Consider the following 16,822-nt stretch of genomic DNA (forward strand, 5'->3'; position numbering starts at 1 on the left):
AGCAAGGTTATTGTATAAGAAAATTGTATTTTTAACTTAATCTAAAATACAATGATTTACGGCTATATCAGAGTCAGTAGTGACAAACAAACAGTAGAAAATCAACGATTTGAAATCAACACTTTCTGTGAAAAAAATCAAATAGTGGTAGATAGATGGATAGAAGAAACTATCTCTGGCACAAAAAATATTGAAAATAGAGCTTTGGGTAAATTGCTCAATAAAATGAAGAAAGATGATATACTTGTTTGCACCGAATTATCCCGTTTAGGGCGTAGCCTTTTAATGATTATGAGCATTCTAAATCAATGCATGAAGAAAGAAGTACAGCTTTGGACTATTAAAGATAATTATCGTTTGGGTAATGATATTAACTCTAAAGTATTAGCCTTTGCTTTTGGTCTTTCGGCAGAAATAGAACGAAATCTTATTTCGCAAAGAACCAAAGAAGCATTAGCAAGGAAAAAAGCAGATGGAATCATACTTGGCCGCCCCAAAGGAAGAAAATCTTCGAAAAAGAAACTAACTGGGCAAGAAAAAAAAATCAAGGAATTACTTGACAAAAATGTTTCTCTAAGTGCTATTAGTAGAATACTCAATGTTCATCGTTTAACCGTTGCTAGCTTTGTAAAAGATAATTTATTAAAAAAAGTATAGGTAACTCCAAAATGGAAGATTCATTACCTGAGCTTTGTTAAAATCATATTCCTAAATTCAATTTAAGTTAGTGCGCAAAATAGAATTTAATTTTTGTGCTTAAGACTTTCAGATATCGGCTTTCGGCGGTGGGCTTTGGGAAAAAGTGTATCTGTGGTTATTAAAACCATTTTTACACTCTTTGCCTTGTGCCTAAACACATAACTTAAATCTTATTCTGCACGATTACCCAAATATGACAATCTATATTAAAATTGATAATTCATCTATCAAGAATAGGCAAATATGAAGGAATTTAATATTATAATACTCTCGCACTATAGCTTCGTGAAGATAGAGAATGAACATCCCATTCGTATTTGTAAATAAAAACTCAGGTACTTTGACCGTTAATTATACATTGGTATCGGTTAAAACTCAGCGACCATAACTTGTGAATATTATAGAAAAATTGAGTAATATCGTATGATTTAAAACGATAATTTACAGTCTAACTTATTATTGTGTCAAATTGTGAAAAGATCTACTGTTTCACACTCATTAAAATAGCATACTCATACGCATGTGGAATATAGAAGATTTTCCTCCTAAAATAGAGCTTGAAACAAAGGAGGTTTTAAAGATGGTAAATAAAGCTCGTACTGCATTAGCAGAGTTGAAAGGTGTGGCAGAGTCAATACCTAACCAATATTTATTACTCAATACCTTGGTTCTTCAAGAAGCAAAAGATAGTTCTGCCATTGAAAATATTGTTACCACTCATGACGAATTATTCAAAGCTGAATTGAATATTAGTGGAGTCCAATTCCTTGCAGCTAAGGAGGTACAGAATTATGCTATTGCACTTAAAGGCGGTTATGAATTAGTCAAATCAAGTAATTTGTTGACCAATCGAACTATTCTTGAAATTCAGGAGACCTTAGAAAGAAATAAAGCAGGCTTTAGGAAAGTACCAGGAACAAGTCTTAAAAATAACTTTGGTCAAGTTGTTTATGAACCCCCACAAAGCAATAATGAAATTGTTTCGTTAATGAATTCACTAGAAAAGTTTATTAACGATGATGAATTATCTGATTTAGATGATTTGGTGAAAATGGCACTTATCCATTTTCAGTTTGAGAGTATTCACCCTTTTTATGATGGAAACGGTCGAACAGGTAGAATTATGAATGTGCTTTATCTACAAAAGCAAGGCTTAATCAATTTGCCTATTTTGTATCTAAGTCGTTATATTAATCAAAATAAATCTGACTATTATCGACTTATTCAGGGAGTACGAGACCATGAGAATTGGATTGATTGGATAAAATATATGCTTACTGCTATCGAAAAAACATCTATTCAAAGTATAGGAATGGTAAAGCAGTTACGTCAATTGATGCAAGCTTATAAAGAAAAAGTTAGAACTGAATTGCCCAAAATATACAGTCAAGACCTCCTGAATAATTTATTTAAGCATCCATATACCAAGATTGAATTCGTCCAAGAAGACTTGCGAGTGACGAGAATCACTGCCACCAAGTATTTAGACCAGTTAATAGAGATTGGATTACTTACTAAATACAAGATTGGGAAAAGTAGCTATTACGTAAACCATGCACTTATCGCTCTATTCTCTCAAGACTATACTATTCAGTAAATAGTGTTTTTCTATACATGAGTACTCAGATATGTATAGAAAAAGGCGATTTTGTGTACATATTTTGACACTCATATATAGAAAACTGCCTTTTTTTATACATGTTGAAACAAATACTCATAGAATAATAAACATGATTATTTAAGTACACACATCTAAACCTTACTACGATACCTAGGAAAAAAGCCCACTTATAGATTTTGACCTTCTTAACAAAAGCGACCTGTTCATTAATTCTGCTGAAGCAGTAAAAGCTAATGGACTTGGCGATAAGATATTTGACAGAGAAGAGTTTTTAGCCTTTAAGCAACATCACGAATAGATTTCTATTTGTTTTCAATTATCCAGTAGGAGCCTTATAAAAAGCAGTTGTAGCATTGTTGATAGTCAAGCTAAATTTCCAGATTGGAACAAACGTGACGATATTAAATTCGTCTAAAAGTTGATTTAATACTACTGTTAGACGAATTTGGTTATCCACCAGTTGAAAGAGATGATGTCAGGGAAATTGAGTATTTCAATAAAAGTCCATTTTTCAAAGTTCAATTAAAACTGCGGCTTGTTGATTTTGTGCTTTTGGAGGCTCCTAAAATATCTTTCTATTTTATGAGTATCAATCAATGAATACCTTTTGATAAATACCTGACAATACTCAACGAATGGAACATAAAAGTAAATCAACTCATAAAATAATAATAATAATAATGGAATCTTTAAAATCAAACCTTAATCCAGTAGAAAAGAATTGGGATCTTTTCTTTAAGTCAACTGTTTTTACCCATTTTGAAGCAACAGGAAATTCGTTAATTCAATCTGAAGCTTTTGCCAATATGGATACCCAATCACCAGTTTTCACGGAATTCAAATCTGCTTCATACGCTTTGGTAGCTAGTTTAAAAGATTCAGTATTGCTCGCTCAGTCATCACCAAGTACTGAAACTGTTCCTGCTCTCAAAATGTCATCAACTTTTATCGGGAATAGTACGTCACTGATGACTCTTTGGAACAGAGTGTCTGAACAGTTTAATGCCATGCTTCGTCGTAAGGCATTTTTACATTGGTACACACAAGAGCCTGATGACGAATCTACAGAGACAACATCTCAAATAAATTTAACCTCTTTTGTGCAAGGGTATTTGGCTTACCAAGAGTCAATTAGCCAGTAAAATTCATTCAATTGTTTTAGGAGCTTTTCAAGGTCAATTAGCCATCCATCTCAATATCAAGCCTGAAGTGGGTGTTGCCTATAACATTTGCAAATGATAAGATAAATTGATTTTATATACGTACTTGTCCCATTGTATTGTGATGGGATTAGGTAATCCAGAATATAGTTGGATAGCTTTTTCCGTTAAACCAGCAAGAAATTTCATAACACAAGAATATGGAAGAACGTATTTATAACCCAAATGAAATTATCTCTTTTCGCAAGACAACTGAAGCTTTCGGCGGTTTATCTAATATGGCATCAGGATATAGCATTTATATCAATGATATAATTATTCCATCTTCTGAGCATCTTTATCAGGCTATGCGTTACCCCATTAACCCTGAAATCCAGTATAAAATTATCTCGCAGGATAATGCCATGAAGGCTAAAATGGTGAGTAAAAAATATAAAGAAAAGTATAGTCGACCAGATTGGGCTCGGGTTCAGATTAAAATAATGAGATGGGTACTCGAAGTGAAATTAGCGCAAAACTGGGAAAAATTCAGTCAAGTGCTTCTATCAACCGAGGATAAGCCAATTGTAGAGTTTTCGAAAGAAGATAAACTCTGGGGAGCGTATTTATTAGACGGTAAGCTACAAGGAGTCAATGCACTCGGAAGGTTATTAATGGAACTACGTCAAAAATACGTGACATCTAATGAAAGAATGTATTGTGTAGAACCTGTCAATATACCTGCATTGCTACTCTATAATCACCCAATTGGTATTATTTGCAATACCAATATTTTAGGAGATTTTGACTATACGTTCGAGTATGAAGAATTTGCAGTTTAATAAAATTTGATTTGATAAAAACAATAAGCTGTTAGACATCTAACAGCTTATTGTTTTTCCAAGCTTTCTTATTGTATGAACTTACAAAAGAAGTCTATTCTTCCAAAGTTCAATTAAAACTTCGGCTTGTTGATTTGGTGCTTTTGGAGGTAAGTGAAGTACCCCTAAAATATCGCTCCATAGTTTTTTCGTATCATTTAGATACAGATCTGGCTGTGATAAAAGAAGCTCTCTTCCAACTAAGCCATATTTGGCATTTTTCTTTGAATTTGTATAGCTCCCTACGGGAATGCCTTTAACAAATCCATTCTGACATAACCCTAAAAAAGTACCTTTAGGACACCCTTTGTCTGCCTTCTGTGCCAATTTCAGTTCTAACTCCCATGCTTCTACAGGGCTCATCATTTGGCTAACTGCCACCAAAGTGGCTTTAACAGCAATTTTTGAATAACTCATTTCTATTTTTTTTATAATGAACCAATATGATAATTAAGAAATAGTGAATGTCAAGTAAAATTTGGTTTTTATTATTAGACTTTATTGCAGTTTGTAACTAGTAGGTTTACCATTACATATACTGAAAGTTCAAAACCGTAAATTAGCCCAATTTGAGGTGTTTGTATCTACTGTACGATTTTATCCTGCAATAAATAAAAAACAGCATTAGAGTTTAATAGATTTTGAAATTCTTTGAAAGTTACAACAGAGCTAGAATCAGGGGTTAATTATCTAATGCTTGATTATAATAACATTATTAATACAATAATAAGATATCTATATACACATACTTTACTCCTTAACAATTAGATATTTGTGATTATATAGTTGCGAAGAAATATTGACATTTCAAATCATATAACACTTGACATTTCAAATAAAAAAAACTACTTTTGTAAAGTAACCAAACAAGCAAATCCAAATTTAATTTTAAGCTCTATGAAAGGCATTTCAGAAAGGTTACTTGTTGCAAGAAAGATGGCAGGTATATCTTTACAAGAACTTGCTGACAAGGTATCTCTTGTTCATCCTATAAGTCGACAAGCAATTCATCAATTTGAACAAGGCAAAACTAACCCTGAGCCTTCAACTTTGTTGGCTATTGCTAAAGCATTAGGTGTTGATATCAATTTTTTTTTCAGAGAACATAAAGTATCGTTTGGTAAAATTGAATACCGAAAAAAAGTCAAATTATCTAAGACAGAAGAAATATCAATTCAAGAAAAATCAAAGGATATCTTAGAGCGATATTTTGAATTGGAAAGCATAACTAACTCTTTTCTACATTTTTCAAACCCTCTTGGCGAATTTCTCATTACTAATAATAGCGATATAGAGAAAGCAGCTGATACTTTGAGAGAAAAATGGGAATTGGGAACTAAACCTATTCCTAGTGTACTTGAAATGCTCGAAGAAAAAGGAATTAAAATTGTAGAAATCCCTACTACAGATGGGTTTCAAGGTTTTTGTGCAAAAGTTGATGAACAAATTATTATTGTGCTAAATCAGAATGATAATAGTGTCAGAAAAAGATTTACTGCCTTGCATGAGTTAGGCCATATTCTTCTAAAATTTAGTGAAGAAATTGACATAGAAAAAGCCTGCCATTATTTTGCTGGTGCGTTATTATTTCCTAAAAAAAGCGTTATTGAATCTTTTTCTGCCAAACGGCATAAAATCGCATTAGTTGAATTAATACAATTGAAAGAATACTATGGTATTTCAATTCAGGCTATGTTAATACGATTGAAACACCTCGCAATTATTAATGAGACAACCTACAAATCTATTGTAATATGGTTGAGTAAATCAAAACAAGGAGGGAAAAACGAGCCAGGAGAGTTTCGAGGAGATGAAACGCCAATTCGTTTCAACCAATTACTATATAGAGCCGCAGTGGAAGAAATTGTATCATTAAGTAAGGCAGCTAGTATTGCGAATATATCACTCACAACGTTAAGAAGAAAATTAGCTGGACTTTAGTATGATTTCAGATGCACCAGAAGTGTCTGGATCAAAGACACCTTTAAAAAAGATAGCAATAAATGATGCTAATTTATTTATTGACTTGTGTGACATAAATTTAATTACTCAATTCTTTCAATTACCTATTGAGTTTCATACAACTCAGCTAATTATTGAAGAACTAGAAAAAAGTCAATTTGAGTTAATATTACCCTACATCAAGCAAAAAATCTTATATATAAGAGAGCTTACTCTTGATGAGATTACTGGACTTTCCAAATTAACTCTACAGTCACGTAAATTATCTAAACAAGACCTATCTATTTACTTTTATGCTAAGGAAATAATAGACTGTATGATACTAACTGGAGATAATAAATTGAGGAAAGAAGCTATAAGGCAGGGATTTGAAGTACACGGAATACTTTGGGTACTGATACAACTAGAAGATTATAAAATTATTCAAACAAAAGAGGCTATTGATGCACTATCCGAATTGATGAGTCTAAATCAATGGCTTCCTGTTGATGAATGTCAGAAAATCCTGAACGAATGGGATATGAAATCACGTAAATAAGCTTACAAAACAACAATATGAATAAATAGAAAATGCTCTCCCTGTCGCCAAACATTGTAGAGAGCATTTGCTAAGAAAATAACGATAAAGTACACTTGATGGGATTTATTTTCCCATTAAGGAATCGTTTTGTGTTGAAATAACGCTACAAAGTTAGAAAATGTTATTATAGTATCAAATAGTATCATTGCACTAAATCTTTTCTGCTAAATTCTTCACGAAGGCGTTTCCTGTACCCTATCCGAATTTGTATTATTTTTTATCAACTAAAACCATTTAATATCTATGGCAACAAACGGTAATAGGGGTGGCGGAAGACAAGGTGCTATCCGTCAACGTTCTCAAATTCTGAATCCTAAGACAAAACTATATGTCAAACGAGATTCAAATACAGGTCAATTTATTGATGTCAAAACCACTGGAGGAAAATTCAAGGGTGTTCGTCAGGAAGACTAATTCACTTCAATCATGTTTTTAATTAATCATTATGGTATTCAATTGGGAGACAAGGTTTCTCGATTGAAAAGAGGTGTGCCATTTATTAGGCATTATGCAGTATATCTAGGTGCTAATGAACAGGGTATTCATAGGTTTGCTGAAAATAATGTTAATAATGGAGTTCAGATTGTTACAGCTGATGATTTTTTCAGTAATGCAGAAGCTATCCAAGTTGATCGGACTAATACCAACTGGGAACAGCGTATGAGAGCTGTCAGGCTTGCGGAACAAAAAGTAGGTCAGAAATATAATCTTTTAGATTATAACTGTGAGCATTTTGCGAATGAAGTCACAATAGGCCATCGAAGAAGTAAGCAGGTATCATGGGGACTAGGCATTAGTGCTTTCCTAATAGTAGGAGTTGCGAGTACATTAATAAGTAAGCGTTAATAAGATATTATTATAGCTCTACTAAGTGAGAATTTCTTAGTAGAGCCTTTAAAATTTAACCATTAAATAGAGACATGGCAAATTGCAATATACTTTTTAGTAAATATCATTCTCAAATTTCGCTAACTAGCTCAAAAACTGAGAGAATGAAGAAATCGAAAAATGGGCTTAGACAAAGAATAAGGGCATATTTTAAAGAAAATCATCCAGACTATCATCCTAAGTTCTACATTCAAGGTTCATATAAAATGAAAACCAGTATTCGTACAAAAGATGATATTTGTGATCTAGACGATGGTGTTTATTTTTTCAGAAGTCCAGATGTAAGTGCGACTACTCTACAAACTTGGATTAAAAACGCAGTTGATGGATATACCTCTGAAAATCCTGAACATAGGAGTAAGTGTATTAGAAATATATTTGCTAATGACTACGAAATAGACATACCTGTTTATTATAAAATAGACGACAAAGAATATCAGTTGGCAATTAAAAACACAGGATGGCAGGATAGTGATTCTAAGGCTATAGTTAATTGGTTTAACGAACAAAAAGATAATGATGGCGTTTTAGTTAGAATTGTAAAATATTTAAAGGGCTGGTGTGATGAGAAAAGGAATAAAATGCCAAATGGATTAGCTATGACTATTCTTGCATCAAATGCCATGAAAAAAATTTCATATAACTCTGAGCGTGATGATATTACATTGAAAGATATTCTTAAGGAAATTCAAAAAGAATTAGATAAGGAATTTGCATGTGAAGTTCCTGTAACTCCCTTTGACAACCTGTTTGAGAACTACGATGAAAAAAGAAAAAATAACTTTTTGAGTTGTCTTTCAATTTTTGTTAGCGATGCTGAAGAAGCTGTAAAAGAAACAAATCAACTCAAAGCAAGTAAGCTTTGGAGAAAACATCTAGGAGATAGGTTTCCAGAGGGTGAAAATAAAAACGAGGATATGAAACAATTTGCTGGCATTATCACTGGGGCTAATGGTTCAAATCCTTGGGCTAAATAATATTCGAAGACTAATGATTGAATCTTTCTATGACGAAGCATTAAGTATTCTTCCTAATTACCCTAAGCTTAATGTAGTTAGGGAGAATAATTTAGTAAAGATATTTGGAGAGCTTGACTTATTTGATTTAAACGGTATCCATCAAGATACTTACAATCTTGAAATTATACCTACTGCTAATTATCCATTTGAATTTCCATTGGTGTATGAAATAGGTAATAAAATTCCCAACAATATAGACTGGCATGTGCATACAGATGGGCATTTCTGTATAAAAACTATTCCAGAAGAGAAAATAACATGTTGTAAAGGAATTAAATTAAATGAATTCATTGAATTTGAAATTAAACCCTATTTATTCAATCAAACATTTAGAAGATTAAATGGGTATTTTCTTAATGAAAGATCACATGGTCTTATTGGGGAGATTGAATTCTATCAAGAAGTTTTCAAAACTAAAAGTATAACCAATATTATTAAAAACATACATCATATTCTCACACAACCAGAACCCAACAGAGTTTCAAATTGCTATTGTGGCAGTGACATGAAGTATAGAAAATGTCACCGAGATGCCTATCAAAAAATCAGTAGTATCGGAAGAAATAATCTGGAGGTTTTAATCAGTAGATTGATTTTTTCAGATTTATTTTTTGAAGAAAATCCGTTGTTGGCAACAAGAATTCGACAACGTTATTAACTTCATAAAACTCACAAATAGTTGTTAGGTCAAAATATAAATTTATGCAAATGAAAGATGAATTTAAAATTTTATGTATAGATGGAGGGGGAATCCGTGGAATAATACCATCTAAATTCCTCAGCAAACTCGAAGATCATATTAGTAAACAAAAAGGTGAAGAAACAAAATTAAACGAATACTTCGATTTAATTTGTGGAACATCAACTGGAGGAATAATAGCTATTGGTTTAGGGTTAGGAATGACAGCAAAGGACATACATAAGCTCTATGAAGAGAATGCAATAAAAATTTTTGGCTCTCCTAAAACAGGCTTTTTAAGATTAATTAAACAGTTCTTCTTTCCGAAGCACACAAGAAAAAATCTTAATACAATTCTTAAAAATTCATTCTCAATTTATTCGGAGGATGGAGATACTCGTTTAGGACATTCTAAAACAAGGCTGTGTATACCTGCCTTTAATGCTTCCACTGGAAACACTGTTGTTTTTAAAACCTCCCACCATAAAGATTATACGAGAGATTACCACATTCCTGCATATCAAGTAGCATTGGCTACTAGTGCTGCCCCAACTTATTTTACTCCCTATGAAATAAACTATCAACAAAAAAAGTCAACTGAAAAGGTTAATTTCATGAACATGGTCGACGGTGGAATATTTGCAAATAATCCATCATTAATCGGTTTAACAGAAGCATTAGCATTAGGGTACTCATTTAACCAAATAAAAATTCTATCGATAGGTACAGGCTCAACTACTATTACATATCCCAAACAGAGAAAAGCATTTTCGAGCGGCGCAAGAAGTTGGATTGACCCTTTTAAAGGTGTTCCTCTTATCGAAGTAATGATGCAGAGTCAATCTTCAATTACTGAAAATATTATGAAAGTTTTATCACAAGGTGTTCACCACGATAATACAGAACGGTTTGTTTATCACCGCTTTCAAGATAAATTTAATCATACAGATAAAATAGCTTTAGATGACACAACCTCTGATAAAATTAAGTTAATGAATAGCAAAGGGCGTAGTTTATTCGAAAATGCAAATAAGGAACTTATCAATCATTTTTTTGAAACAAAAATAACTCCATATCAGCCATTCAATAATATCTGACACTCTAAGCTCTGCTTTAATCAATTAAACCATGATACTACTAATAAATATTATGCCTATGAAAGAGATGAAGTATATATTGACATTTTCGAACAAGTAGTGGTGGAGTAGTGATTCAGAAAAGTGAAATAAAGGATATTTTAAGCAAGGAAAGTAAAACATGGGAAACCTTATTTTACTTTCCTTGCTTAAAATAAAATAACGAAAAGCCTATTTTACTTTTGTAAAGCATTTTATTCCTTGAAAGACACTATGGAGTCAACATTTCATTTAGACAAATATATTACAGGTACTAAAGGCATTTATACTAAAATAAACCTTACAAAGTGCAACAGAATGTCAAGTTTTCTGCACCAAAAACTTGACATTCTGTTGCTCCCTTCAATCAAACCATACTACTACAATGCCTAGAAAAAAACGCCCACTTATAGATTTTGACCTTCTAAACAAAAGCGACCTTTACATTAACTCAGCTGAAGCAGCGAAAGCCTGTGGACTTGGTGACAAGCTATTTGATAGAGAAGAGTTTTTAGCCTTTAAAGCAGCACGAATGGCTAGTCAAGAAACGGTGAAGAAAAAGCCCAAAGAGTGATTCAAATAGAACGCCGTTTATACTATATCGGGGCGCTTTTTACTCAAACTTTGATACCCCGTATGCTACCCAAAATACAAATGGGATTTAATACCCTGTTAATCAGAAGGTTTGTACAATCCCGTCCAGACCGCAAAAGCTCAGAAAGAAATTTCTGAGCTTTTTTTGTGTTTAATGCTAACCCCAAAGTCCTTTCTTCTATAAAATATTCATAACTTCAACCTTTTTAAGGTTTATAAATTAGTTCTCAAGCTATTATTCATTCGAGTCCAAATTTTTACCAAATGTTAGTAGTTTTGCGTTTACACAAAATAATTTTCACACCATGCAATCTAATTCTCAAAAAATGACCCTTGGAATTATTCTATTAGTACTAGGCTTTATATCTATTAGTGTTGGGATTATTTATATCAAAAAGTCAAATCAACCAGAACCCAATACTCCAATTAGTGCCGCTCCTACAACGACTCCTGAAATAATGGATGCTCCCAAAAATGATGACTCTGAAAAAGAAAAAGGAGAAGCCTTTGAAAAATTTGTTGTGCAGAAATTCTCTAAAACCTATTTTTCTGTAAAGGAGTGGCGTAGCGACAAGTTTGTAAAAGGACATTATGCAGAAAGCGCCTCCTACCCTGACTTGACGATGGAGTTTAAGCTAAGAGAGCAAAAAGAACTATTTGCAGTAGAATGTAAATACCGTAGCGATTATTTTAAGGAGGGTGTAGAATGGTGTAAAGAGCATCAGCTTAAAAACTATCAAAAATTTGCCCAAGAAAACAAAATGCCTGTTTTTATAGTCATTGGCATTGGCAACTCAGCACACGCTCCAGCAGATTTGTATTGCATTCCACTGAAAGCATTGAAAGAAACCTTTGTGTCGAAGAGTTTTTTACAAAGCTATCAAAAACATAATTTTCAAGAAACTAACTTTTTCTACGATTCACAACATAATACCTTGAAGTAAACCATGAGTCCAATAGCACAGCTACACAAAGAAATTTATGACTTCTTGATGGAATATCATCAGGCGAATCCAACCTTTAAGTTTGCTCCTCGTACACGATCCATTGCCAATGGGAGAGGTTATCAGGATGGTTACTGGTTTAATGGAAATGATGATTATCTATTCATCGGACTTTATAGCCCTAATGATAGCGTCAATAAAACTCGTACGATTGGTATTTTTATTCAGTTACGTCATTCTTTAATACAAAAAGCCTATCTTCTGATTACCTATAGGGATGTTTCACAAATAACTGATATACCTTTTTATAATCAATTGGTTGAGCGTCTTCAACAAAACTCAACGCTTCATCAGGAACGAGAAAACAAATATCAATTACATTTCGAGAATCCCAGAGATTGGCAAACTTGGCTATCAAGCTTCCTTGAAAACCAAAAACCTACTATTGATCAATTTATCAGAGAACAGGGGCGTGAAAATGACTTCTTTATCAATCAAGAATGGTTTAATGAACATACAAGTACCATTAGAAATATTCAAAACAGTGTATCCATACCATTCAATTCATCAGTAACTACGGAAAGAATCATAAATCAAGCGCCTCAGAATATGCCCCACTACCCTCTCAACCAAATCCTCTATGGACCTCCTGGGACTGGTAAAACATATCAGACGGTGGCTTTGTCTTATAAAATTGTGCATCAACTGCCATTGGATGAGGACATTGACTACACACTAGCTAGAGCTTGGTACAAACAAGAATTGGCAAAAAATCACGACCGTCAGGTGGAGTTTATTACCTTTCACCAAAATTATAGCTATGAGGACTTTATCGCAGGCATCAAACCTGCCCTCAATGACGACACCCTTGGCTTTAGAGAACATAAAGGAATTTTCTTTGAGGTATGCCAAAGGGCATTGAAGAATCTTCAACAAGCCACTCTAGTAGATTATCAAGAAACACCTACCTTTCAGGAGGTATTTGATACCTTTATTACAGACCTTATACAGAACGATAGACCTGTTGAGGTAGGTTTAAAGCGTGGTGGTAGTTTCTCCATTACTAAAGTTAACCCCAAAAATATAGAGTTTAAAAAACAAAACGGAACTTCAGAACATACGCTGAGTATTCAAACTATAGAAGAGATATATCTCAATAAACGAGAGTATTTGACAGGTTTATCTACATACTACAATCCCTTAGTTGAAAAACTAAGAGAAATTGCAACTGGATTAACAAGGACAGTTCCTGCTCAACCGCTCAAAAACTACGTCTTAATCATCGACGAAATCAATCGTGCCAATATTTCAAGGGTTTTTGGAGAGCTTATTACGTTATTGGAAGAAGATAAACGTTGGGGGAATGATTTTGAAACAGAGGTTTTGCTTCCTGATGGTTTTACCAAATTTACTGTACCTAAAAATCTATACATAATCGGCACCATGAATACCGCGGATAAATCTATTGCTTTGCTAGATATTGCTCTCCGCCGACGCTTTGAATTTATTCCTTTATACCCCGATGCATCAAAGGTTAAGGATGAATATCAATTATTTTTCAATAGCTTAAATCAGCGTATCAAAGATAAAAAGGGGATAGATTTTTGTATTGGACATGCCTACTTTATGCCTCCTCAAGATCGTAGTTTTGATTTTGTTAAAGCAATGAATCAAAAGGTTATTCCATTGCTTATGGAGTATTTTTACAATGCCCGAACTACTCAAAACGATGTAAAACAGTTGCTTGAGGATGCCTTAAGTGTATCTGGTTTACCTTTACGGATTGAAGAAAACATGTTCCAAATTAAGATTGTAGCTTCATAAATTCAAAGTCTTTACTACTTTTATGAGAATAGATACATTTGAATTTGGCAATACCTTTTGCATTCCTGATAACTACGTTGGGGGCTTAAAGAACTATTTGAGTGAGGTTTGGAAAAATCGCCTAAAATACCAATCCTTCGAAAATGTAGAAGATGATACCAGCGGCGCAAAAGAGTATGAAAGGATTTTTCATTTTGATGGTAATCAATTGCGTGCTAAAAACTATATAGGCTTTATCCAGTATCAAGATCTTCGAATCAATATTTACCCTAAAATTGTTGCTCAGCAACCTCACAAAGAGGAGATAATTCCGAAGGTTTTATATTGGTTATCGTATAGTAATCGCCTACAATTTCCTTTTTCAGAAATTTCGTTAGAACAACAGCCATTTGATGATTGGCTGGAAGCTTATATCTATTTATTTGCGCAACACGCACGTGAGGTTTTAAGTACTCAGCCCTATCATACCTATCAGGAAGTAGTGGAGGAAACAAGTTTTCTAAGAGGAGGTTTAGCTATTTCGGAATATATTCAATCTAATTTGTCCACTGGTCGACACCAGTATTTTCAGAGCAGACATGAGCCATTCCTGTATGATAATTTGTTTAATCGTATTGTCAAATATGTAGTTAAGCTGTTACTTTCGATTACACAAAATACCAACAATCAACATACGCTTCATGAACTACTGTTTATCCTTGATGATGTCACGGATACCGAATGTCGGGCACAAGATTGCGACAGAGTAGCGCTCAATCCCCTTTTTCAGGATTTAGGACTAGTACTCTCTATGGCAAAAATGTTTTTGGAATCAAGTAGTATCCATCATTCAAACGACCAACATACGATGGCGTTATTACTTCCGATGGAGGTAATTTATGAGGATTTTCTGAGTGGATTTATTAAAAAGAATTTTCCATTTCGTAACCCTATTTCTCAGAAAATGGGATTCTTGGCGAGCAATGAGCTATCTCAGCAAGTGTTTGCTACCAAGCAAGATATAGTTTTATCTTTCCCCAAAGTAATTGTGGACACTAAGTACAAAATCCGTCAAAAGCAGGATGTAAAGCGAGGTGTGTCTCAAAATGATTTGTATCAAATGGTTGCTTATTCCATTCGTAGTAATGTTGAGAACGTAGTTTTGCTCTACCCCAAAGCATGGAATCAGAATAGCTCAATCGATACCTTTACCATTGAAGATACATTAGCCTGTCCACCTCGAAAAATTCAAATCAAAGCCGTGGATGTGGATATTTGTGTGGATGATGCTCAAATTAATGCTCAACTAGCGAATATTTTGAGTGTAGACTAAAGTCAGTATATTTTAATCTTTCCACAAAATCCCTAAACATATCAAAATACATTTTAATTTTGCTAAATAGAAACAAAGGAAAGTCCGTTTCTATTTAGCATTCTAGGACAACAATGTCTTTTTCATTACCAATACCACCATCTTATTTATGACTGTAGGAATTTTATTTTTGATTCTTGGGGCGATTGTTTTTGTGTTTTTAAAAAATGAAAATTCTACCAATAATACCAAGCACTACGATGATTATGAAACCGATTACTCCTCTACTATCGACTATTCGCCTGAACATGAGAAAGGAGAAGCCTTTGAGAAATACGTAGTTCAAAAATTTTCAAGAAACCTTTTTAAGGTAAAAGAATGGCGTGGCGATAAGTTTGTGAATGGGCAATATGCAGAAACTACCACCTATCCCGACCTTACCTTAGAATTTAACTTTCGTGATGCTACCCAGACTTTTGCGGTTGAGTGCAAATACCGTAGCGACTATTATCGCGATGGTATTGAATGGTGTAAGCCCTATCAGCTCGACAATTATAGGCATTATGCGCAGCGTTTTCGTATCCCCGTTTTTGTGGTTATTGGCGTTGGGTATTCTCCTTATGAGCCCGACGAATTATATGTGATTCCGCTCAAGGCTTTGCATCAGACATTTGTATCGAGGTCATTTTTGAAACATTATCAGAAATATAATTTTCAAGAGTCTAACTTCTATTTTGATCCTCAATCCCTCTCTTTACGCTGATTTGATATACTTTTTGGCGTCTTTTGCTTGGTCTTTAGATGGTTCTCTTAAATTTGTAGTTTGCCTTATTGGTAGAATATTTTTTTTGAATCATTTACAAACCTAATATTAAATCGTATGCCTTATTTGATACTCGATTTAGAAATGTCTGGCCAAGAAGCTGGCTATCATGACATCATTCAGATTGGCGCTCTTTTAGCAGATAATGATTGGAAGGTACTTTCCAAATTTGAAACGCTCGTATATCCAGATAACGAAGAAACATTTTCGAGTTATTCCGAAAAAGTCCACGGAATTTCATTAGAAGATTTAGAAGATGCCCCTTCCTCGTACGATGCCTTAGAGGATTTTGAGGCGTGGATTCGTAAGACGCTTCGCCGCGACAGCCATGAGCGCTTGCACGATGTCGTCATTTGTGGACAAAGTGTTATCAACGATATTAATTTTCTCAAAGCTACCTACGATGACCTCAATATTGATTGGCCATTTTCTTTCAAATTAGTTGACTTGATGAGTATTTCGGTATTGATGTTTCAGGTATTTGAAAACAACAAAATGGCAACACCCAAGTCATATAGCCTCAAGTCTGTTGCTGACTACTTTGGCATCCACCGTAAAGACACTACGCACAATGCCTTAGAGGATGCCGATATTACGTTTCAGTGTTTTAAAAAGTATTTTGAGTTGGCAAAACAGGCAAAACTTCCCACCAATTCTTAACGCCAATATCATTGTTTAAAGCAGGTAAAATTAAAATAATTTTACCCGCTTTAGCTCTAGGCTTTATGCGGTAGGCAAAAGTTAAATTATATTTTCATGAAGT

Annotated in this window: 18 protein-coding genes; 17 read left to right on the forward strand and 1 reads right to left on the reverse strand. The window is 33.8% G+C overall.

The genetic code is table 11. The features are described from left to right. The first annotated feature begins 51 nt into the window (after positions 1-51). The 4 genes from QM524_RS08925 to QM524_RS08940 all read left to right on the forward strand — a co-directional run bounded on the left by QM524_RS08925 (position 52) and on the right by QM524_RS08940 (position 4,301). Positions 52-657, forward strand: coding sequence for a master DNA invertase Mpi family serine-type recombinase (locus tag QM524_RS08925; RefSeq protein WP_283344285.1), 606 nt, complete (start codon positions 52-54; stop codon positions 655-657). Positions 658-1,219: 562 nt separating this feature from the next. Next, the gene (locus tag QM524_RS08930) at positions 1,220-2,296 is read left to right on the forward strand and encodes a Fic family protein (protein ID WP_283344286.1); all 1,077 of its coding nucleotides are present in this window, start codon (positions 1,220-1,222) and stop codon (positions 2,294-2,296) included. A 704-nt stretch (positions 2,297-3,000) separates the two neighbouring features. Beyond that, complete coding sequence (locus tag QM524_RS08935; protein ID WP_283344287.1) at positions 3,001-3,462, forward strand: hypothetical protein; 462 nt, start codon at positions 3,001-3,003, stop codon at positions 3,460-3,462. A 218-nt stretch (positions 3,463-3,680) separates the two neighbouring features. Then, positions 3,681-4,301: an NADAR family protein gene (locus tag QM524_RS08940; RefSeq protein WP_283344288.1), complete on the forward strand. Its 621-nt coding sequence runs from the start codon at positions 3,681-3,683 to the stop codon at positions 4,299-4,301. Between the two features lie 81 nt (positions 4,302-4,382). Here QM524_RS08940 and QM524_RS08945 read toward each other — a convergent pair whose 3' ends face one another. Then, positions 4,383-4,757: a DUF6979 family protein gene (locus tag QM524_RS08945; protein WP_283344289.1), complete on the reverse strand. Its 375-nt coding sequence runs from the start codon at positions 4,755-4,757 to the stop codon at positions 4,383-4,385. Positions 4,758-5,237: 480 nt separating this feature from the next. Here QM524_RS08945 and QM524_RS08950 point away from each other — a divergent pair, with 480 nt between their 5' ends. From QM524_RS08950 to QM524_RS09010, 13 genes are all read left to right on the forward strand, one after another. Then, complete coding sequence (locus tag QM524_RS08950) at positions 5,238-6,281, forward strand: helix-turn-helix domain-containing protein (RefSeq protein ID WP_283344290.1); 1,044 nt, start codon at positions 5,238-5,240, stop codon at positions 6,279-6,281. Between the two features lies 1 nt (position 6,282). After that, positions 6,283-6,840: a PIN domain-containing protein gene (locus QM524_RS08955; RefSeq protein WP_283344291.1), complete on the forward strand. Its 558-nt coding sequence runs from the start codon at positions 6,283-6,285 to the stop codon at positions 6,838-6,840. Between the two features lie 285 nt (positions 6,841-7,125). Continuing rightward, positions 7,126-7,296 (forward strand): hypothetical protein, encoded by a 171-nt coding sequence (locus tag QM524_RS08960; protein WP_283344292.1) that lies wholly within the window; start codon positions 7,126-7,128, stop codon positions 7,294-7,296. Between the two features lie 12 nt (positions 7,297-7,308). Further along, positions 7,309-7,728, forward strand: coding sequence for a lecithin retinol acyltransferase family protein (locus QM524_RS08965; RefSeq protein WP_283344293.1), 420 nt, complete (start codon positions 7,309-7,311; stop codon positions 7,726-7,728). A gap of 74 nt (positions 7,729-7,802) precedes the next feature. Beyond that, positions 7,803-8,747 carry a cyclic GMP-AMP synthase DncV-like nucleotidyltransferase gene (locus QM524_RS08970; RefSeq protein WP_283344294.1) on the forward strand — a complete coding sequence of 315 codons (945 nt, stop codon included), beginning with the start codon at positions 7,803-7,805 and terminating at the stop codon, positions 8,745-8,747. A gap of 13 nt (positions 8,748-8,760) precedes the next feature. Continuing rightward, positions 8,761-9,447, forward strand: coding sequence for a hypothetical protein (locus QM524_RS08975; protein WP_283344295.1), 687 nt, complete (start codon positions 8,761-8,763; stop codon positions 9,445-9,447). Between the two features lie 44 nt (positions 9,448-9,491). After that, positions 9,492-10,565: a CBASS cGAMP-activated phospholipase gene (locus QM524_RS08980; protein WP_283344296.1), complete on the forward strand. Its 1,074-nt coding sequence runs from the start codon at positions 9,492-9,494 to the stop codon at positions 10,563-10,565. A gap of 403 nt (positions 10,566-10,968) precedes the next feature. Beyond that, on the forward strand, positions 10,969-11,157 hold the full coding sequence (locus QM524_RS08985; protein WP_283344297.1) for a hypothetical protein: 189 nt from the start codon (positions 10,969-10,971) through the stop codon (positions 11,155-11,157). 325 nt (positions 11,158-11,482) lie between these two features. Further along, positions 11,483-12,121, forward strand: a complete 639-nt coding sequence (locus QM524_RS08990) for a hypothetical protein (RefSeq protein WP_283344298.1) — start codon at positions 11,483-11,485, stop codon at positions 12,119-12,121. Between the two features lie 3 nt (positions 12,122-12,124). After that, positions 12,125-13,945 (forward strand): McrB family protein, encoded by a 1,821-nt coding sequence (locus QM524_RS08995; RefSeq protein WP_283344299.1) that lies wholly within the window; start codon positions 12,125-12,127, stop codon positions 13,943-13,945. Positions 13,946-13,967: 22 nt separating this feature from the next. Next, the gene (locus QM524_RS09000) at positions 13,968-15,257 is read left to right on the forward strand and encodes an McrC family protein (protein ID WP_283344300.1); all 1,290 of its coding nucleotides are present in this window, start codon (positions 13,968-13,970) and stop codon (positions 15,255-15,257) included. Between the two features lie 148 nt (positions 15,258-15,405). After that, entirely contained in the window at positions 15,406-15,999 is a 594-nt protein-coding gene (locus QM524_RS09005; protein ID WP_283344301.1) for a hypothetical protein, read from the forward strand. A 117-nt stretch (positions 16,000-16,116) separates the two neighbouring features. Further along, positions 16,117-16,719 carry a 3'-5' exonuclease gene (locus QM524_RS09010; protein ID WP_283344302.1) on the forward strand — a complete coding sequence of 201 codons (603 nt, stop codon included), beginning with the start codon at positions 16,117-16,119 and terminating at the stop codon, positions 16,717-16,719. Positions 16,720-16,822: the final 103 nt, after the last annotated feature.

Origin of the sequence: Flectobacillus roseus, assembly GCF_030056595.1 — a bacterium.
Classification (GTDB): Bacteria; Bacteroidota; Bacteroidia; order Cytophagales; family Spirosomataceae; genus Flectobacillus; species Flectobacillus roseus.